The 18,762-nt window shown below is 72.3% G+C and carries 12 protein-coding genes and 1 pseudogene; 6 read left to right on the top strand and 7 right to left on the bottom strand.

Going from position 1 to position 18,762, the window contains the following annotated elements:
• The first annotated feature begins 36 nt into the window (after window positions 1-36).
• Window positions 37-2,445, top strand: a complete 2,409-nt coding sequence (locus ACSU6L_RS35670) for a penicillin acylase family protein (RefSeq protein ID WP_437063689.1) — start codon at window positions 37-39, stop codon at window positions 2,443-2,445.
• Between the two features lie 16 nt (window positions 2,446-2,461).
• On the opposite strand, the pseudogene ACSU6L_RS35665 reads toward ACSU6L_RS35670, so the two are convergent.
• The 4 genes and pseudogenes from ACSU6L_RS35665 to ACSU6L_RS35650 form a co-directional block, all read right to left on the bottom strand.
• A pseudogene (locus ACSU6L_RS35665) lies at window positions 2,462-2,992 on the bottom strand (AMP-binding enzyme); the annotation flags it as partial.
• A gap of 167 nt (window positions 2,993-3,159) precedes the next feature.
• Window positions 3,160-5,577 (bottom strand): SpoIIE family protein phosphatase, encoded by a 2,418-nt coding sequence (locus ACSU6L_RS35660; protein ID WP_437063687.1) that lies wholly within the window; start codon window positions 5,575-5,577, stop codon window positions 3,160-3,162.
• A gap of 32 nt (window positions 5,578-5,609) precedes the next feature.
• Window positions 5,610-7,184 carry a phytoene desaturase family protein gene (locus ACSU6L_RS35655; protein ID WP_437063685.1) on the bottom strand — a complete coding sequence of 525 codons (1,575 nt, stop codon included), beginning with the start codon at window positions 7,182-7,184 and terminating at the stop codon, window positions 5,610-5,612.
• 67 nt (window positions 7,185-7,251) lie between these two features.
• Window positions 7,252-9,480, bottom strand: a complete 2,229-nt coding sequence (locus tag ACSU6L_RS35650; protein ID WP_437063683.1) for a tetratricopeptide repeat protein — start codon at window positions 9,478-9,480, stop codon at window positions 7,252-7,254.
• 931 nt (window positions 9,481-10,411) lie between these two features.
• Here ACSU6L_RS35650 and ACSU6L_RS35645 point away from each other — a divergent pair.
• From ACSU6L_RS35645 to ACSU6L_RS35635, 3 genes are all read left to right on the top strand, one after another.
• Window positions 10,412-10,858 carry a universal stress protein gene (locus ACSU6L_RS35645; protein WP_437063681.1) on the top strand — a complete coding sequence of 149 codons (447 nt, stop codon included), beginning with the start codon at window positions 10,412-10,414 and terminating at the stop codon, window positions 10,856-10,858.
• 259 nt (window positions 10,859-11,117) lie between these two features.
• Window positions 11,118-12,275: a cation-transporting P-type ATPase gene (locus ACSU6L_RS35640; protein WP_437063679.1), complete on the top strand. Its 1,158-nt coding sequence runs from the start codon at window positions 11,118-11,120 to the stop codon at window positions 12,273-12,275.
• Window positions 12,272-12,916, top strand: a complete 645-nt coding sequence (locus ACSU6L_RS35635) for a potassium channel family protein (RefSeq protein WP_437063677.1) — start codon at window positions 12,272-12,274, stop codon at window positions 12,914-12,916. Before ACSU6L_RS35640 ends, ACSU6L_RS35635 begins: the two co-directional genes overlap by 4 nt.
• A 53-nt stretch (window positions 12,917-12,969) precedes the next feature.
• On the opposite strand, the gene ACSU6L_RS35630 is transcribed toward ACSU6L_RS35635, so the two are convergent.
• Together ACSU6L_RS35630 and ACSU6L_RS35625 are read right to left on the bottom strand one after the other, a co-directional pair.
• Window positions 12,970-13,413 (bottom strand): universal stress protein, encoded by a 444-nt coding sequence (locus ACSU6L_RS35630; RefSeq protein WP_437063675.1) that lies wholly within the window; start codon window positions 13,411-13,413, stop codon window positions 12,970-12,972.
• Between the two features lie 123 nt (window positions 13,414-13,536).
• Window positions 13,537-14,511 carry an HAD-IC family P-type ATPase gene (locus ACSU6L_RS35625; protein WP_437063673.1) on the bottom strand — a complete coding sequence of 325 codons (975 nt, stop codon included), beginning with the start codon at window positions 14,509-14,511 and terminating at the stop codon, window positions 13,537-13,539.
• Between the two features lie 75 nt (window positions 14,512-14,586).
• On the opposite strand from ACSU6L_RS35625, the gene ACSU6L_RS35620 reads away from it, so the two are divergent.
• Window positions 14,587-15,126 carry a DUF6448 family protein gene (locus ACSU6L_RS35620; protein WP_437063672.1) on the top strand — a complete coding sequence of 180 codons (540 nt, stop codon included), beginning with the start codon at window positions 14,587-14,589 and terminating at the stop codon, window positions 15,124-15,126.
• 166 nt (window positions 15,127-15,292) lie between these two features.
• On the opposite strand, the gene ACSU6L_RS35615 is transcribed toward ACSU6L_RS35620, so the two are convergent.
• The gene (locus tag ACSU6L_RS35615) at window positions 15,293-15,478 is read right to left on the bottom strand and encodes a hypothetical protein (protein ID WP_437063670.1); all 186 of its coding nucleotides are present in this window, start codon (window positions 15,476-15,478) and stop codon (window positions 15,293-15,295) included.
• Between the two features lie 816 nt (window positions 15,479-16,294).
• Between ACSU6L_RS35615 and ACSU6L_RS35610 the strand changes: the two genes are divergently transcribed.
• Window positions 16,295-18,739 carry a SpoIIE family protein phosphatase gene (locus ACSU6L_RS35610; RefSeq protein ID WP_437063668.1) on the top strand — a complete coding sequence of 815 codons (2,445 nt, stop codon included), beginning with the start codon at window positions 16,295-16,297 and terminating at the stop codon, window positions 18,737-18,739.
• Window positions 18,740-18,762 lie beyond the last annotated feature (23 nt).

The following is an 18,762-nucleotide window of genomic DNA, read 5'->3' as shown; positions in this document are numbered from 1 at the left end:
CAACCGCCCCTTCCCCCAATGATGTTGGGAGGCACCATGCGCATCCGCTGGAGACGGCTCGCCGTCACGGCCGTCGCCCTGCTCACCGCCGCCGCCACGCTGCCCGCGGCCGCCGCCGAGCGGCACGGCCGCGAGGACCGTCCCTCGCACGGCGGTCTGTCCGCGGTCATCCGCTACACCGAGTACGGCATCCCGCACATCACCGCGCGCGATTACGCCGGCCTGGGTTTCGGCACCGGCTGGGCGCAGGCCGCCGACCAGGTCTGCGTCCTCGCCGACGGCTTCGTGACCGTGCGCGGCGAGCGGTCCAGGTTCTTCGGGCCGGACGCCCCGTCCGACGCCGCGCTGTCCTCGGCGGGCACCAACCTCGCCGGCGACCTCTTCTTCCGCGGGGTGCGGGAGGCGGGCACGGTGGAGAAGCTGCTCGCCGAGCGCGCGCCGGCGGGCCCTAGCCGGTCGGCGAAGGACCTGATGCGAGGTTACGCCGCCGGGTACAACGCCTGGTTGCGCCAGAACCGGATCACCGACCCGGCGTGCGCGGGCGCCGCCTGGGTACGGCCGGTGACGACGCTGGACGTGGCGTCGCGCGGGTACGCGCTGGCCGTGCTCGGCGGCCAGGGCCGGGCGGTCGACGGCATCACGGCCGCGCGGCCGCCCACGGCGTCCGCCGCCTCGACGGCACCGGACCCCGAGGACACCGCCCGTGCCGCCCGTGAGCTGTTCGCGGCGCACGACTCGGACATGGGCTCCAACGCCGTCGCGTTCGGCGGCGCGACCACCGCGAACGGGCGGGGGCTGCTGCTGGGCAACCCGCACTACCCGTGGCAGGGCGGCCGCCGGTTCTGGCAGTCGCAGCAGACCATCCCCGGCCGGCTGAACGTGGCGGGCGGCTCACTGCTCGGCGCGGCGACGGTCTCCATAGGCCACAACGCGCACGTGGCGTGGAGCCACACCGTGGCGACCGGCGTGCCCCTCAGCCTGCACCAGCTGACCCTGGACCCGGCGGACCCGACGGTCTACGTCGTCGACGGCGAGCGGCACCGGATGACGAAACGTACCGTCACCGTCGCCGTGAAGGGCGGCGCGCCCGTCAGCCGCACCCAGTGGTGGACCCGCTACGGCCCGGTCGTCACCTCGCTCGGCGCCGGTCTGCCGCTGCCGTGGACCGCCACGACGGCTTACGCGCTGAACGATCCGAACGCCGCCAACCTGCGCGCCTCCGACACCGCGCTCGGCTTCTCCACCGCCCGCGGCACGGACGACGTCCTCGACGCGCTGCGCCGCACCCAGGGCCTGCCGTGGGTGAACACCGTCGCCGCCGACTCGGCGGGACACACCCTGTTCACCCAGTCGCAGGTCCTTCCGCGCATCACCGACGACCTGGCCCAGCGCTGCTCCACCCCGCTCGGCAAGGCCACCTACCCAGCGTCGGGAGTGGCCGTGCTGGACGGTGCGCGCGGCGACTGCGCCCTCGGCCGGGACGCCGACGCCGTGCAGGAGGGCGTGTTCGGGCCCGCGCGGATGCCGACGCTGGAGGACGCGCCGTACGCGGAGAACTCCAACGACAGCGCGTGGCTTGCCAACGCGGACCGGCCGCTGACCGGGTACGAGCGGATCTTCGGCAACGTCGGCACCCAGCGTTCGATGCGGACCCGCGGGGCGCTCGAGGACGTGGCGGCGATGGCCGAGCGGGGTGAGCTGACCGTACGGGACCTCCAGCGGCAGCAGTTCGCCAACCGGGTCCCGGCCGGCGACCTGGCGGCGGCCGACGCGGCGAAGGCCTGCGCCGCCCTGCCCGGCGGCACGGCGACGAGCGGCAAGGGCACGCCGGTCGACGTGACGGAGGCCTGTGAAGTGCTCGCGGCCTGGGACCGCACCGTGGACACCGGCAGCCGGGGCGCGCTGCTCTTCGACCGGTTCTGGCGGAAGCTGACGGCGTCGGTGCCGGCGGCGCAGCTGTGGAAGGTGCCGTTCTCCGCGGCCGACCCGGTCCGTACACCGCACACCCTGAACACGGCGGCGCCGGGCTTCGCCACGGCCCTCGCGGACGCGGTCGCCGAGCTGCGCGCGGCGGGCATCGCGCTCGACGCGCCGCTCGGCGAGGACCAGTTCGTGGTGCGCGGCGGTGAGCGCATCGCGGTGCCCGGCGGCACCGAGTCCCTCGGCGTGTGGAACAAGATCGAACCGGTGTGGGACCCGGCGCGCGGGGGCTACACGCAGGTGACCACGGGGTCCAGCTACATCCAGGCGGTGGGCTGGGACGGCGGCCGGTGCCCGGTGGCCCGGACCCTGCTGACGTACTCGCAGTCCTCGGACCCCGACTCGCCGCATCTCGCCGACCAGACCCGGCTGTTCTCCGGCGAGCGGTGGGTGACGTCGCGGTTCTGCGAGAAGGACATCCTGTCCTCGCCCGCGCTGCGGGTGGTCCGGGTGCGGGAGCGCTGAGCCGTCGCCGGGCGCGTCACACCGGACGCGTCCGGCCCGCCCAGTAGGGGTCCCGCAGCCACCGCTTGTAGAGCTTGCCGTTGGGGTCGCGGGGCAGCTCGGTGACGAAGTCGACGCTCCTCGGCCGCTTGTAGCCGGCCAGGTGTTCGGCGCAGTGGTCGAGGAGGGCGGCGGCGAGGGCGGGCCCCGGCCGGCGGCCGGGCACCGGTTCGACGACCGCCTTCACCGCCTCGCCCCAGTCGTCGTGCGGGACGCCGAACACGGCGGCGTCGGCGACGGCGGGGTGGGCGAGCAGGACGGACTCGATCTCGGCCGGGTAGATGTTGACCCCGCCGCAGATGATCAGGTCGATCTTGCGGTCGCGGAGGAAGAGATAGCTTTCCTCGTCGAGCCGGCCGAGGTCGCCGACGGTGAAGTAGTCGCCGATGCGGTTCCTCCGGGTCTTGCCGGCGTCCTTGTGGTAGGCGAAACCGCCGGTGCTCATCCTCATGTAGACGGTGCCGAGCCGACCGGGCGGAAGCCGGTTGCCGTCGTCGTCGAAGATCGCGCCGCATGGACGACACGTCGTACGCCTCCCTGACGGCCCGCGACTGGGCGAGCAGAGCGTGAAGCCGAAGACGGCGTGCTCGATCCCAGGGTCTTGCTCAGCTCCGTCTGCATGGGCGCAGGATGCCGGAGTCCTCCGGAGGACGGAAGGCATTGCCTGACGATTCGTCAGATCAGCTGGCCGGGAGACGCGGACGAACCTTCTGCAGGGAGCGCCTGTTCGGCCCAGATGGTCTTCCCGGTACCGCTCGGCCGGGTGCCCCAGCGCTGGGTGAGCTGGGCGACGAGGAGCAGTCCGCGGCCGCCCTCGTCGAAGGTGCGGGCCCGGCGCAGATGCGGGGAGGTGCTGCTGGCGTCGGAGACCTCGCAGATCAGGGCGGCCTGGTCGCGGATCAGGCGGAGCTGGATGGGGGCGCCGCCGTACCGGATGGCGTTGGTGACCAGTTCGCTGACCACCAGCTCGGTGACGAACGCGGACTCCTCCAGCCCCCACCGCTCAAGCTGTTCGGTCGCCTCCTGCCGGGCGGTGGCGACCACCGCGGGGTCGGCGGGCAGGTCCCACACGGCCACCCGGTCGGCGTCCAGGGCCCGGGTGCGGGCGATCAGCAGGGCCACGTCGTCGACGGGGGTGTCGGGGAGCAGCGACACGAGGACGCGGTCGCACAGCAGGTCGATCGTGTCGGCGGGTTCCGCGAGCGCGGCACACAGGGCGGCGGTGCCCGCGTCCACGTCCTGGTCGCGGCCCTCGATCAGCCCGTCCGTGTAGAGGGCCAGCACGGCGCCCTCGGGCAGCTCCCGTTCCGTGGCCTCGAACGGCAGCCCGCCGACGCCGAGCATCGGCCCGGCGGTCATGCCGACCACCTCGACGGTACCGTCGGGCAGGCGCACGACGGGCGGCGGATGGCCGGCGGCGGCCATCGTGCAGCGCCGGGTCACCGGGTCGTACACCGTGTACAGGCAGGTCGCCGCGATCTCTCCGGGTGCCCGCTGCCCGTCGCCCGCGAGATGGCCGACCAGGTCGTCGAGATGGGTGAGGAGTTCGTCCGGCGGCAGGTCAACGTCGGCGAGCGTCCACACCGCCGTGCGGAGCCGTCCCATGGTCACCGAGGCGTGGATGCCGTGGCCGACGACGTCCCCGACGACCAGCGCCACCCGGGTGCCGGACAGCGGGATGACGTCGAACCAGTCGCCGCCCACGCCCGCCTGGGAGATCGCCGGCAGATAGCGGGAGGCGCACTCCACCGCCGCCTGTCCGGCCACCGCCTGCGGCAGCAGGCTGCGTTGCAGGCCGAGCGCGGTGGCACGTTCCCGGGTGTAGCGGCGGGCGTGGTCGACGCAGACGGCGGCGCGGCCGGCCAGCTCCGTGGCCAGGGAGAGGTCGTCGTGGTCGAACGGGTCGGGGTGTTCCGGGCTGAGCCGGCGGACTAGGACGGCGACGCCGAGTGTGGTGCCGTGCACCGCCAGCGGGACGGCCATCAGGGACAGTTCACGGGTGCCGGACGCGCGCAGGGCCGCCGCGCGGGCGTCGTGCCGGTCCAGCCAGCGGTCCAGGCCGGGGTCCCCGGTGCGGGTGAGCACGGGCTCGCCGGTGGCGAGGGCGCGGGCCGGTGGTGACTGGGGCGGGTAGGCGTCGTCGGCGCCGAGGTGGATCATGGCCTCCGGCACGCCCGGCGTGAGGGAGTGGTGGGCGACCCGGCGCAGCGTCAGATCGCCGTCGGACAGGCCCACCACGGGTTCCTCGCCCTCGATGACCGAGTCCAGCAGGTCCACGCTGGCGAAGTCGGCGAGCCGGGGCACCACCAGTTCGGCCAGTTCCCGGGCGGTGTGCACGACGTCGAGCTTGGAGCCGACGCCGACGGCGGCCTCGTTCAACATCGCCAGCCGCTGCCGCGCCCAGTGCTGCTCGCTGCTGTCGAACGCGGCGAGCGCGGTGCCGATCAGCTCCCCGGACGCCTCACGCACCGGCCACATCTCCATGTTCCAGGCGTGTGTGCGCCGCCCGGACGGGGAGCGGGTCCAGCTCTCGTACCGGGCGGGCCGCCCGGTCTCCGCGACCTGTCCGAGGTGGTGCAGGAAGCCGTAGCCGTGCTCGGTGTCCGCCGCGGTCTCCGGGTGGCGGTGCCGGAACTCGTCCTCCGGCCGGCCCATCACCCGGTACGCCTCACCGTTCATGCGCAGACAGCGCTGTTCGGTGTCGAAGACGGACATCGGCACGGAGGCCTGCCGGAACGCCAGCTCGCACAGCAGTCCGCCCCGGGCGTCCGTGGCGGTGCTGATCACCCACCCCTGGGGCCGCCCCTCGGCGCCGGCCAGCGGAGAGGCCCGCAGGGTCAGGTCCAGCCGGCGGCCGTCCTTGTGCCGGAGCGGCACTACGGCGGTGCCGGTGCCGGTCAGCCGGTGCCGGGCGGTGCCGGGGTCGCCGTCGACGAGGTCGGCGGCGCGGCGTCCGGTGACCTCCTCGGGGGCGTAGCCCGTGAGGACGCGGGCACCGTCCGTCCACCCCGTGACGATCCCTCGCGCATCGACCACCGCCAGCGCGTCACCGGCCGTGGCCGCTCGCACGTCATCGCGCGGCGCCGTCACCATGTGTACGAGCATCGCGCGCGCGGCGAGCGGCATCAACCGGAGGGCGTCTCGCCCTCCAGCACGGCCATCGCGGCGTTGTGGCCGGGCACTCCGCTGACTCCGCCGCCGCGCACCGCGCCCGCGCCGCACAGCAGGACGTTGGGGTGCCGGGTCTCGACGCCCCAGCGGCCGGTGCCGTCCTGGGCGTGGGGCCAGGACAGGGCGCGGTGGAAGATGTTGCCGCCGGGCAGCCCGAGGTCGCGCTCCAGGTCCAGCGGGGTCTTCGCCTCGATGCAGGGGCGGCCGTCGGCGTCCTCGGCGAGGCAGTCGGCGAGCGGTTCGGCGAGGTGGGCGTCGAGCTGGGCGAGGGTGAGTTTCAGCAGTTCGTCGCGGACGGTGTCGTGGTCGCGGGCGAAGAGCCGGGCGGGGGTGTGCAGGCCGAACAGGGTGAGCGTCTGGTAGCCCTGCTCGGCGAGGGCGGGGGCGAGGATCGTCGGGTCGGTCAGCGAGTGGCAGTAGATCTCGGAGGGCGGCGCGGCGGGCAGTTCGCCGGCGGCGGCCTGGGCGTGCGCGGCGGCCAGTTGCCGGTAGCCCTCCGCGATGTGGAAGGTGCCGGCGAACGCCTCGCGCGGGTCGACGTCGGGGTCGCGGAGCCTGGGCAGCCGCTTCAGCAGCATGTTGACCTTGAGCTGGGCGCCCTCGGCGGGTTCGGGCGGGGCGTCGCCGGTGAGGGTGGCCAGCTCGCGCGGCGCGGCGTTCACCAGGACGTGCCGGGCGGCCGCGACGCCCTCGCCGTCGGCGGTGCGGTAGGTGACCTCGGCGGTCCGGCCGTCGGTGGCGATGCGCACCGCCTCGTGCCCGGTGGCCAGGACGGCGCCGGCCGCACGGGCCGTGGCCGCCAGCGCGTCGGTCAGGGCGCCCATGCCGCCGACCGGGACGTCCCAGGCGCCGGTGCCGCCGCCGATCACGTGGTACAGGAAGCAGCGGTTCTGGGCCAGGGCGGGGTCGTGGGCGTCGGCGAAGGTGCCGATCAGCGCGTCGGTGAGGACCACGCCGCGCACCAGGTCGTCCGCGAAGTTGTCCTCGATGGCCCGGCCGATGGGCTCCTCGAAGAGCATCCGCCAGGCGTCCTCGTCGTCGACGCGGCGGCGCAGCTCCGCCCGGCTGGGCAGCGGTTCGGTCAGGGTGGGGAACACCCGCTCGGCGACCCGCCCGGTCATGCCGTGGAAGCGCTGCCAGGCCGCGTACTCCCGGTCGTCGCCGGTCAGCCGGGCGAACGCCTCCCGGGTGCGCCGCTCGCCGCCGCCGACGAGCAGGCCGGTGGGGCGTCCGCCGCGTTCGACCGGGGTGTACGAGGAGACGGTGCGGGTGCGTACCCGGAAGTCCAGGTCGAGGTCCCGGACGATCTTCCTGGGCAGCAGGCTGACCAGGTACGAGTAGCGGGACAGACGGGCGTCGACGCCGGCGAAGGGGCGGGTGGAGACGGCGGCGCCCCCGGTGTGGCCGAGGCGTTCCAGCACCAGGACCGAGCGTCCGGCGCGGGCCAGGTAGGCGGCGGCGACCAGGCCGTTGTGACCACCGCCGACGATGACGGCGTCGTAGGCGCGCTGCGGCGCGGGTGCGGGCATGGTTCTTGGTAACACGGGTGATCCGCCGCCGCCAGGGTCCCGCCGCGGGCTCTGCGCCGTCCCCGCCTCAGACGCCCTGCCCGCGCAGTTCGGCCGCTCGGCGGTACAGCTCCACCGCCTCCGGGCCGCGGCCGAGCTGTTCCAGGCAGTGGGCCTCGTCGTTGCGGCTGGTGAGGGTGTCGGGGTGGTCGGGGCCGAGGACGCGCTCGCGGACGGCGGCGACGGTTCGGTACTCGGCGAGGGCGTCCTGCCAGCGGCCGAGCCAGCCGAGGCCGACCGCGACCTCGCGGCGGCTGACCAGGGTGTCCGGGTGCTCGGGGCCGAGGACGCGCTCGCGGATCGCGCACACGTCGCGGGCCTCTGTCAGGGCCTCCTCCCAGCGGCCGAGGCGGCCGAGGTTGACGCCGAGGCCGTGGCGGGCGCGCAGGGTCTCGGGGTGGGCGGGGCCGTGCACGCGGACGCGGTCCTCGACGAGGGCGCGGTAGAGCCGCAGGGCGTCCGCGCTGCGGCCGAGCCGGCCGAGGCTGATGCCGACCTCGTAGCGGGCGGCGAGGGTGTCGGGGTGGTCGGGGCCGAGTGCCCGGGTGCGGGCCTCGGTGACCTCGCGGTAGACGGTCAGCGCCTCCGGCCAGCGGCCCAGCTGGCCCAGGGCGTAGGCGACCTCGTACCGGGTGACCAGGGTGTCGGGGTGCTCCGGTCCGAGCACCCGGGCGCGGTCCCCGGCGACCTCGCAGGCCATCCGGTAGGAGTCCTCCAGCCGGCCCAGCCTGCCGAGGTTGAAGGCGAGGTTGTGGCGGCAGCGCAGGGTGTCGGGGTGGTCGGGGCCCATGGTGCGCTCGCGGACCGCGAGCACCGCCCGGTACACCCGGTCGGCGTCCAGCGGACGCCCCAACTGGCCGAGCACGTAGGCCATCTCCTGCCGGGCGGCGAGGGTGTCCGGGTGGTCGGTGCCGAGCAGCCGGGTCCGCACCCGGGCCACGTGGGTGTACTCGCGCAGCGCGTCGGCGGCGCGGCCGGTGCGGCTGAGGGCGAAGGCGACCTGGTGGCGGCTGTCGAGGGTGTCCGGGTGTTCGGGTCCGAGCAGGTGCTCGCGTTCGGCGGTGACCGTCCGGTGCACCTCGCCCGCCTCCGCCCAGCGGCCGAGCCGGCCCAGGCTGAGGCCCGCGTTGTGACGTGAGGCGAGGGTGGCGAGCACCGCGGGCGGCGGCACCGGCCGCTCTCGCGGCGCGCGGTCGGGGACCTGGCCGGTGACGGGCCGCGCGGTCCAGCGGCCGGAGAGCCCGGCCCCGGCGTCCGGGGGTGTGCCGCGCGGCCCGGTGCCGGCCGCCTTGTGGCCGGTGGTCATGCCGCGGGTCCAGTCCGGCAGCCGCGGCTCGGCGGACGCCGCGGTGGTCCCGGCGTACGGTGCCGGCCGGGGCGCCAGGACGGTCGTCACGTACGACGGGGTCTCCCGGGCCGCGCTGATCCGCCGCCCCACCTCCCGGGCGTCGCCGGGCCGTTCCTCGGGCTGCTTGGCGAGCAGGTCGAGGATGATCCGCTCCAGGTAGGCGGGCAGTTCGGGCCGGTGGCCGCGCGGGGGCGGCGGGGGTGTGTCCCGGTGCCCGACGAGGATCGCCCAGGCGTCGTCGAGGTCGAACGGCGGTACGCCGGTGGCGATCTCGTACAGCACGCAGCCCAGCGAGTAGAGGTCGCTGCGCTGGTCGACGCCGTCCCCGCCGATCTGTTCCGGTGACATGTAGTGCGGGGTGCCCATCGGGATGCCGGTGCCGGTCAGCCGGGACGTGAAGCCGATGTCGTGGCCGAGGCGGGCGATGCCGAAGTCGCAGATCTTCACCGTGCCGTCGGTGAGCCGCACGATGTTCGCGGGCTTCAGATCGCGGTGCACGATGCCCTGCTGGTGGGTGTAGGAGAGGGCCGCGGACACCTGGTCGGCGATCTCGACGACGTCGTCGACGGGGAGCGGGTGGTGCTTGTTGTCCTCCAGGAGCCGGCTGAGGTCGCGGCCCTGAAGCAGCTCCATGACGAGGAAGAGCACCCCGTCGGACTCCCCGAAGTCGTGCACGACGGTGATCCCGCGGTGCTGGAGGGCCGCGGCGGCTCTCGCCTCCCGCCGGAACCGCTCGCGCAGCACCCGGGTGAACGACTGGTCGTGCTGCTCGCGGAGCGGCTTGAGGCACTTCACGGCGACCTGCCGCCCCAGCGACTCGTCGCGCGCCCGCCACACCTCGCCCATGCCGCCGCGCCCGATCAGATCCAGCAGCCGGTAGCGGCCCTGGATCAGTCTCGTCTCCCCCATCGCTCGCCGTCGCCCCCGTCGGTGGTCCGCGCCCTCCCCTGGCCGGGTCCAGTATGACGGGCTATGGGCCGACTTTGTACGGTGCCGGGAGTGCGCCCCCACCGCGCCCCGCCATCGCCCGAAGGATGCGTTTGGGCGGCGGTCGCCGCCGTGGACGTGCGGGAACGGCGTGCGGGACGGTGCCCGTGGGGCACGGTCGCCGGGTGCCGGCGGCGGATGCCGGGGCCGGACTGCCGTACGGCGTATGGGCGCACGGGGGCAGGCAGGCGTACGCCGACTGCGCCACGCGCCGTCACCGCGCTCCGCGCGCCGGTACGCGTCGGGGGTGCGTCCGCGGGTGAGGCCCGGAGGCTAGGGGGTGTCTCGTCGATCAGGCCGGATCAGGGAGCGGCGCCTGGTGCCGTGCGTCGCAAGGCGGAGGAGGGAGCCGATGCGATGGGGCCCCCTGCTCGAGCGGAGCCGAGAGCTTGGGGGAATCGGGGACCGACGACAACGCGGCGAGGCGCGGTGCCAGGCGCCGCGAGCCCGGCCTGATCGGCGAGACGCCCCTGTGACCACAGCCATTGGTTGTCACCTCTTGTCTCCGCTGACCTGGTCTTTTGCCAACCAGCGGCGGCATCGCGCTGCGTCGGCTACCGAGCCTTCTTGGCACATTGGTACACGCCGGTGGCTCCCGGCTCACGGCGCCCTCAGTACCCAGGGCACCACCGCACGCATGAGGCACCGCTCGGCGATCAATACCTGCCAGATCGCCAATGGATCATTCACTCGAAAGGGTAGTCATCCATCTCGCACGGCGCGCATTGCCCCTGCGCACAGCGAGCAAGATCGGTTCACCACGTAGCGATGCTCGGCCCGGTGCCACTTGATCCACCAGACCAGCGACGAGATCGCCCGCCACATAGCACATTCGCTCTGATCGCACTGCCCCGTGGTGGTCGTCCCCGAGCCGGAACACGTCACCCAGGAGCCGGCCTACTTCGTCGTAGGCGTCGACGGCAGCGAACACTCCGGTGCCGCGGTCGACGTGGCGTTCGAGGAGGCGGCGCTGCACGGCGCCGAGCTGCGGGCCCTGCTCGTCCGGGAGCCCGGACCGCTCCGGATCTTCGACGAGTACGAGCCGCAGCGGGAGTGCCGGCGCTTGCTCTCCGAGATCGTGGCAGGCCGCCAGGCCCGCTTCACCGGGGTCGACCTGCGTCACGAAGTGGTCCTCGGGCATCCCGTCAAAGTCCTCACCGATGCCTCGGCGCATGCGCTGGGCCTGGCGGTGGGAACCCGCGGCCGTGGAGGCTTCACCGGCATGCTGCTGGGCTCGGTCAGCCAAGGCGTGTTGCACCACGCCACCTGCCCTGTCATCGCCGTCCCGACACCAGGGTGAAACCCAGGTCCGGCACGTAGGGAACCCCCCGTGACTGCAGAACTTCTCCGGCGGCCCGGCGACCTGCTGGGACCGGTCGCCTGGAGCGTCCTGCAGGAGCCGCCCGGCCCGCCTTCGGAGACGGGAGCCCCGCATGAGCCCTGAATCGGCTCGGCAGGGGACGGTCGTTCTCCGCGAGGTCGGACCGCCGACGGGCGTCACGACAGCGCTGCCCCCGGACCAACGAGATGCCTCCAGTTCGTCCGTCTCCGCTCTGCCGGTGCCGGACGTCATCGCCGCCCTGGGAAGCTCACTCCGCGGTTTGACTGAGGCCGAGACAACCGTGCGCAGGAACCGCTACGGCCCCAACGAGCTGCCCAGCGTAAGCCGAGGCCAGGTGTGGCGTCGGCTTGTCGCGCAGTTCACCGACCTCTTCGCGGTGGTCCTGCTCGTCTCCTCGGCGGTCACGTTTCTCGCGTACTGGCTGGGGCAGCCCCGGGATCCAGCCACCTTCCAACTGGCCCTGGCAATCCTCGGCGTGGTGCTGCTGAAGGCCGGCATCGGTTTCGCGCAGGAGTACTCGGCCGAACGCACGGCCGAGTCCCTTCAGGCGATGGTGCCGCACACCTGCCGCGTGCTGCGCGACGGAGAGCGGCGCGAGCTGTCCGCGCGGGATCTGGTGCCGGGCGATGTGGTGATCCTTGAGGCCGGGGACGCAGTGCCTGCCGACTGCCGACTGATCGAGGCGCAGGAAGCCGCCGCCAACAACGCAGCGCTCACCGGCGAGAGCGATCCCGTCGCCCACGTTGCCGAACCCGCACCGTCAGGGCCTCCGCTGCAGGCTCGTAACTGCCTGTTCATGGGCACCGATCTGGTCTCGGGCACGGGCAGAGCCGTCGTGTTCGCCACGGGCACGGCCACCGAGTTCGGGCGGATCTTTCGACTGGCCGCCGCCGCGCCGCGGCAGCAGACCCCGCTGCAACGGCAGGTGGCCCTCATGGCCCGCAGGGTCGCGGGCGTCGCGCTCGCGACCGGCGCCGTCCTGTTCGCGGTGCGCGTGCCGAGCGGGCAGCCGTTCGTCGACACGTTCGTCTTCTCGCTCGGTGTGATGGTCGCCCTGGTCCCGGAGGGGCTGCCGGCCACGCTCTCCGTCTCGCTGGCGATCGGGGTCCGCCGCATGGCCCGTCGGCACGTGCTGGTCAAGCAACTGCTCGCGGTGGAGGCACTGGGCTCGACCAGCGTGATCTGCACTGGACGACAGGCCACCGAGTTCGACGTCGACGGCGAGATCCGCGTCGTGGAGATCACCCGTGCCGGTCGCTCACTGCTCCCCGCCCATGGTGTCCTGGCCGAGCCCGGTGACCTGGTCACCTTCAGCGTCGCCGCCACGGCGCTGGGCCGGCTGAGCGGCTTTCTCGACAAGGAGCTGGGAACGTGAAGATCCTGATCGCCGGTGCGGGCCGGCTCGGTACCCAGATCGCCCAGGTGCTGTCCGTCGCTCGCAACGAGGTCACTCTCGTCGAGTACGACGACGACCGGGTGGCCGAACTCGGCGACATGCCTCACGTGCGCGTCGTGGCCGGGGACGCCTGCGAGCCGGCGCTCCTGGAGCACGCGGGAGCCCTCGCCTGCGACCTGGTCATCGCCGTGACCGGCCGCGACGAGGACAACCTCGTCATCAGTCTGCTGGCCAAGCGTCAGTTCGGAGTGGGGCGGGTGGCCGCTCGCGTCAACGAGGAGGAGAACGCCTGGCTCTTCGACCAGCAGTGGGGCGTGGACGTGGCCGTGCCCGCCGCCACCCCGCTGATCTCCCTTATCGAGGAGGCCACCGGTGCCACGGACACGGAGGCGCTGCTGCGGCTGAGCAAGGCGGGCGTCGAGGTCATCGAGACCGCGATCACGGAACGGTCCCGGGCCGCTGGGCGCGCCCTGGGCGAGATCGCCCTGCCGGCCGGCACCGTCGTCCGCGACGGCCGGCCCACGGTTCCCGGCCCCGAGGTGCGGCTGCTACCGGGCGACGAGTTCCTGCTCATGTCGCACGAGGCGACCGAGCAGGAGATCCACGCGGCCTTCCAGTAGTGGGGACCCCGCACCGGACCGGGGCCCCGATCACTGCTTACCCGGGCCTCGGGTCATTTCTTCTCGGAGCGCACGATGACGACCGGACGGTTCGCATGCTGCGACACGTGCTGGCTGACGGAGCCGAGCAGGGCGCGCGCGAACCCGCCCCTGCCTCTGCTGCCCACGACCAGGACCTCGGCATCTTCGGCGGCCCGCAGCAGGACGTCGGCGGGGTTGCCGTGCACCACATGGGTCCGGACCGAGCCGGCCGCCTCCGCGCCGAGCACGTCCGTCAGCTCCTTCCGCATCCGCTGCCGGGTCCCGTCCTCGTCGACGTCCATGTCCACTGCGGGCGCCGACCAGCCGTACAGGCCCGGCAGCTCCCACACCGCGACCGCGTGCACGGTGCCGCCGACCATGCCCGCGTAACGCACGGCCCAGCGCAGGGCCTCGTACGAGGACGGCGACCCGTCGACGCCGACCACCACCTTCGGCTCGATTGCATGCATGCCCATGCGTCCCACCTCTTCTTCGACATGTGCGCACGCCTGGCCGCCCGATCCACCCCGGTTCTCCACGGGACACATCGCCACGCCGCCAGAGAAGGGCCTCCGGCGGCATGACGGACGATCCTGCCGTCAGCGGCCGTAGCGCGTCACCCAGCCGGGCTCCACGCGTTCCCACTCGCGAGTCCACCGGGAAAGACGGCGGCGGTCGATGCTTCTCCCGACGGCCCACCACGCGCCGTAGGCGATGGCCACGCCGCCGGCCTGGAAGCCGGGCTGCTCATCGGGGCTGCCGCCGCTCGACCGCGTGTACGTCAGTAGAATCAGCGCGGGCGACGGCCCGACGGTGAACCAGAGGGCGAAGGTGCCGATCGCGACGGCGATGACCGCGGGCACGAAGTACGCGGAGACGGCGTCGGCCAGCACCTGGATGGGGGCCTTGGATGCCTGGGCCTGCTGCACCAGGCGGATAATCTGGACCAGCATCGTGTCGGCGCCGACCTTGGCCGCCCTCACCCGCAGGGAGCCGGTGCCGTTGACGGTGGCGCCGATGACCGTGTCGCCGGTGTGTTTGGTGACGGGCATCGGTTCGCCGGTGACCATGGACTCGTCGACTGCGGAGGAGCCGGAGAGTACTTCGGCGTCGACGGGGATCTTCTCGCCCGGCCGGATGACGACCTCGTCGCCGACCACGACGTCCTCGACGGGAATTTCTCTCTCGGTGCCGTTCCGTACGACGCGGGCGGTGCGGGCCTGCAGGCCCAGCAGGGCACGGATGGCCTCGCCGGTGCCGGCCTTCGCACGGGCCTCCAGCAGCCGCCCGAGCAGGATCAGGGTCAGGATCACGCCGACGGCCTCGAAGTAGACCTCCCGTACGTCCTCGGGCAGCAGGCCGGGGGCGAGGGTGACCAGCAGGCTGTAGCCGTAGGCGGCGCTGGTGCCGAGGGTGATCAGGGAGTTCATGTCGGCGGCCCGGTGGCGCAGGGTCAGCCAGCCCGTCACGTGGATCGGCCACCCGGTGTAGAACATCACCGGCGTGATCAGGGCCAGTTGCAGCCAGTGGTTCAGCATCCAGCCGGGCACCCAGTCCGCGCCGACGGTAGGCACATCATGATCACGCTGCCCGCGCTCCGGCTCGGGTGTGATGCTGGAGGGGGTGAGACTCGGAAGAGGTGACCGGTCATGCCACCGCATTGTGACTCCCTCGACGGTCCCGTTGTTAAGGCTGCACGTGTGGCCTTCCAGAAGGGAGATGTCAATTACGTCCTCCCCTACGTCTCTGAGGAGGGGGAGCAGGAAGTGCGCGAGGCATTCGGCCTCGCTGTCGAGGCGCGGGCGCTCGGCCAGACGGCCGAGGAAGTGGCCGACCGCTGGTTCTTCGAGACGGTTGTCCGCGTGCACCGTGCCGGGGAAGGCGCGCCCTTCACAGGATTGAAGCCGGCCGGGCTGGACGTCGGGCCGGTGATCCCGGCTGCCGAACGCGCTCTCGATGCCGGCTCCTCGGACGAGCTGACCCAACTGCTGTGCGGGATAGTCCGTGAGCAGGTGGATGCACGGCACGTACACGCCATGGTCCTCAAAGAACATGCCGGTGAAGGTGTGGCCGCCGCACGCGAGTACATCGAGGCGTCGCTCGGTCTGCAGGTATGGGCCCACCGCCTCTACAAGCAGGCGATCGGCGACCCACATGCCCGTGCCGCGCATCCCCGCCCCAGGGCCTGATCGCAACCGGCTCCAGATGCGGACGCACTTCATTGGTGGGGCGTCCTAGTGGGACACAATCGCCTGGCTGCTATCCGGAGCCATCGCCAGCGCCTACGGTCTCGCCACTGTGGTCTGGGCCGTCGCCGCACTCACCGCCGTCTGACAGCTACGTGGTGCGTGACGGTCATACGCCGGCTGCGGTGACCACGGCATCGGTGGCGAAGCCGAGCAGCACACCGAGCAGGGGCGTCCAAGCGGTGAGCGCCTTCATGGCGGCCCGGCGGGCGACGGCCAGCAATTCGATGATCACGTACAGGATGGAGCCGGCGGCCAGGCCGAGGAAAGCGATGCTGAGGGTGTCGTTGACCATGCGCTGGCCGACCAGGGTGCCGGCGAAGGTGGGGCCGCCGCCGATGAGGCCGAGCAGGGCGAGGGTGCCCCAGGAAGGGCGGGCGTTCTCGACCGCGATCGGGGCGACAATGCCGAAACCCTCGGTGGCGTTGTGCGGCCGAATCCGATGACCAGCAGCACGGCGAGGGAGATCTCCCTCCTGACGGCGGAGTGGCCGATGAGGCCCTCGGCGAAGTTGTGCCGGCAATCATGAGGGCCAGGTCGGCGGCCTGGGAGCGGGTCCCGGGGATCAGTTCGGTCGCGGCAGCGGCACCCGGCCCCTGGGGTGAGGCTGCGGCGGGAGCCTGACGGTGGGCTGCCCATCGGTCGTAGTAGACCAGGCCGGCAAGGCCGACGGTCAGACCGACGGCGAGCACCAGGCCGGGGCTCGGCCCGGTGCCCCAGCGGTGGTCTCTCAGTGCAGCGTCGATCGGTTCCCAAGCGGTGCCGAGGATGTCCCACAGCTGGAAGAGCAGGATGCCGACGGCGCCCGTGTTCAGGCCGGTCTTCAAGGCGCGGGGCGGAGTTGCGCAGGCGGCCGGTGGACAGGCCCAGATGGATGGTGAAGTCGGCGATGGCGCCAAGCAGGCGAACTGCGGACCGGATATGGCTGCCCCAGGCAGGCTGTGACCACAGTCGAATCAGGCAAGGCACTGCGACCTGCGTTTGCGTGCAAGGAGAGATGAGAGTGAGAGTGAGGAAAGGAGCCGAGGCGATGGGATCCGACGTTCAGCTGCCCCGCGGCCTCCGTTGCGACTCCCCGGGACTTGAGAGCCCGGGGCAGGATGGGTGAGGAATGGACATGGAGAATGCCACGCCTCTCGAGAACAGCTTCGGTCAGCTTCCGGATTCGGCCACCTTGGCCACGGCGGTCATCGACGCCCGGGGGAACGTGACAGGGTGGAGTGCCAGTGCCCAGCGGTTGCTCGGGTACCCGTACGCAGAAGCTGTAGGACGTCCCGCGGCGCGTCTGCTCTGGGGCTCCGACGCCACGGGCGACTTCTCCGCACTTCTCGAGGGGCGGCGCGGGACGACCGTGCTGCGGCACCAGGACGGCCACCACATGGAAGCCGAGCTGCAGGCGTATGCGTCACTCGACCGCGAAGGCAACGCACAGTGGCTCATCATGGCCACACGGTCACAACAGCCATGTCTGCATCAGGCGCCACGTCCACATAAGGACGAGGCGACGACAGAGGAAGCCTTCGCGCAGTGCCACCTGCCTATGATGATTTACGACGCCAAGTTGCGGGCCCTGCGGGGGAGTGCCGGCGCGGCCCGCGAACTGGGCCTGACGGAGGAGCAGATGCGCGGTCGGCGTGTCACCGACATCCTGCCTCCCCACATCTGCAGCACGGTCGAAGAGGGCATGCGCCGGGTCTTCGAGACGGGAGAACCCGAGCGGTTTCAGGTGCACGGCCAGCCGCGGCAGGAAGCCGACGAAAGGTTCTGGGCCGTATCCGTGTCCCCCCTGAGGAACCCCGCAGGACGGGTGCGACACGTGCAGCTCATCGCGCTCGACGTCACCGAGCAGCACTGGGCCCGAGAGCGGCTCCTCCTGCTGAATGACGTCAGCGCACAGATGGGCAGCACCCTCGACGTGACGCGCACGGCCCAGGAGATGGCCGACGTGGCGGTGGGCCGGCTCGCCGACTTCATCAGCATCGACCTGCTGGATTCCCTGTTCCGCGGCGTCGAGCCCATGCCTTCCGCCGAGGGTTCCGTCGCCCTGCGCCGCGCCGCGCAGCAGTCCGTGCTCCCCGGCATCCCCGAGTCGGTGATCCAGCCGGGAGAGGTGGACAACTACCCGAAATCCTCGCCCCCCGCCCGCTGCCTGGCCACGGGACGGCCGTCGCTGCACCGTACCCTGGACGAAGCCATCGAGAGCTGGCAGGTGTCCGACCCCGAGCGCGCTGCGAAGGTCCGCGCCTTCGGAATGCATTCGATCATGGTCATCCCGCTGTGCGCCCGCGGCATCACCCTTGGGGTGGCCGTACTCGTCCGCCACCGGTGCCTGGAGCCCTTCGACGAGAACGATCTGCTCCTCGCTGAAGAGATTGCCGCACGCGCTGCCGTGGCCGTGGACAACGCCCGCCGCTTCACTCGCGAGCGGACTACCGCCCTGGCCCTGCAACGGAGCTTGCTGCCCCAGCGGCTCGCCGCCCAGGAGGCGGTTGAGGTGGCCCACCGCTACATCCCGGCCCTTTCCCGGGCCGGGCTGGGAGGCGACTGGTTCGATGTGATCCCACTGTCGGGCGCACGGGTCGCCCTGGTCGTCGGAGACGTTGTGGGCCACGGTCTGCGCGCCTCCGCCACAATGGGACGGCTGCGGACCGCAGTGCGCACTCTGGCGGACGTCGACCTACCCCCCGAGGAGCTCCTCGTCCACCTCGACGACCTGGTCACCCACCTCAGGACGGAGGAGGACACCGCCATAGATGACGAGCTGGAGATCGTCACCGATCTCATCGCCACATGTCTGTATCTGGTCTACGACCCGGTCTCGCGCCGCTGCACCGCAGCTGGTGCAGGCCACCCTCCGCCCGCCGTGGTAAGGCCCGACTGCGCGGCGGAGTTCATCGATCTTCCAGTCGGCCCTCCGCTGGGAGTGGGCGGGCTGCCTTTCGAAGCGGTCGAATGGGAAGTGTCCCCAGGCAGCCTCCTGGTGCTGTACACGGACGGCCTCGTCGAGGTCCCCGAACACGACCTCGGCAAGGGCTTGGCGCTGCTGCGCCAGCGCCTGGAACGGCCCGCTCGCTCGCTGGCGGCCATCGCCGACGACCTGATCCAGAGCCTCCTCCCCGCTCAGCCGTCGGACGACGTCGCACTGCTCATCGCGCGCACCCGAGCCCTCGACACAGGCCAGGTTGCCACCTGGGATCTGCCTCCCGACCCTGCCGCCGTGGGCGGCGCCCGTGACAAGGTCTCCCGTCGCCTCGCGGACTGGGGGCTGCACGAAGTCGCCTTCACCGCCGAGCTGGTGGTGAGCGAACTGGTTACCAACGCGATCCGCTATGGCGGCCCTCCCATTCAGCTGCGCCTGATCCGCGACACCGTTCTCATCTGCGAGGTCTCCGACGGAAGCAGCACCGCCCCGCACATGCGGCGAGCCCGCATCTTCGACGAAGGCGGGCGTGGCCTGCTGCTCGTCGCCCAGTTCACCGAGCGTTGGGGTACCCGCCACCTGGCCGGAGGGAAGTCGATCTGGGCGGAGATCGGCATTCAGAACGAGCGGCCGTGACGCCCAGCCCGTCCGAGCTGGGG

This window comes from Streptomyces sp. enrichment culture, assembly GCF_964272855.1.
Taxonomy (GTDB): Bacteria; Actinomycetota; Actinomycetes; order Streptomycetales; family Streptomycetaceae; genus Streptomyces.
Note: the sequence above shows the minus strand (reverse complement) of the source record. Positions and strands in the feature narration are given on the sequence as shown.

Excerpts from the sequence above, each read along its gene's own strand:
- ACSU6L_RS35670 (WP_437063689.1), top strand. The coding sequence starts at position 37 with ATGCGCATCCGCTGGAGACGGCTCGCCGTCACGGCCGTCGCCCTGCTC.
- ACSU6L_RS35660 (WP_437063687.1), bottom strand. The coding sequence starts at position 5,577 with ATGGTGACGGCGCCGCGCGATGACGTGCGAGCGGCCACGGCCGGTGAC.
- ACSU6L_RS35655 (WP_437063685.1), bottom strand. The coding sequence starts at position 7,184 with ATGCCCGCACCCGCGCCGCAGCGCGCCTACGACGCCGTCATCGTCGGC.
- ACSU6L_RS35650 (WP_437063683.1), bottom strand. The coding sequence starts at position 9,480 with ATGGGGGAGACGAGACTGATCCAGGGCCGCTACCGGCTGCTGGATCTG.
- ACSU6L_RS35630 (WP_437063675.1), bottom strand. The coding sequence starts at position 13,413 with ATGGGCATGCATGCAATCGAGCCGAAGGTGGTGGTCGGCGTCGACGGG.
- ACSU6L_RS35620 (WP_437063672.1), top strand. The coding sequence starts at position 14,587 with ATGCCACCGCATTGTGACTCCCTCGACGGTCCCGTTGTTAAGGCTGCA.
- ACSU6L_RS35615 (WP_437063670.1), bottom strand. The coding sequence starts at position 15,478 with ATGGTCAACGACACCCTCAGCATCGCTTTCCTCGGCCTGGCCGCCGGC.
- ACSU6L_RS35610 (WP_437063668.1), top strand. The coding sequence starts at position 16,295 with ATGGACATGGAGAATGCCACGCCTCTCGAGAACAGCTTCGGTCAGCTT.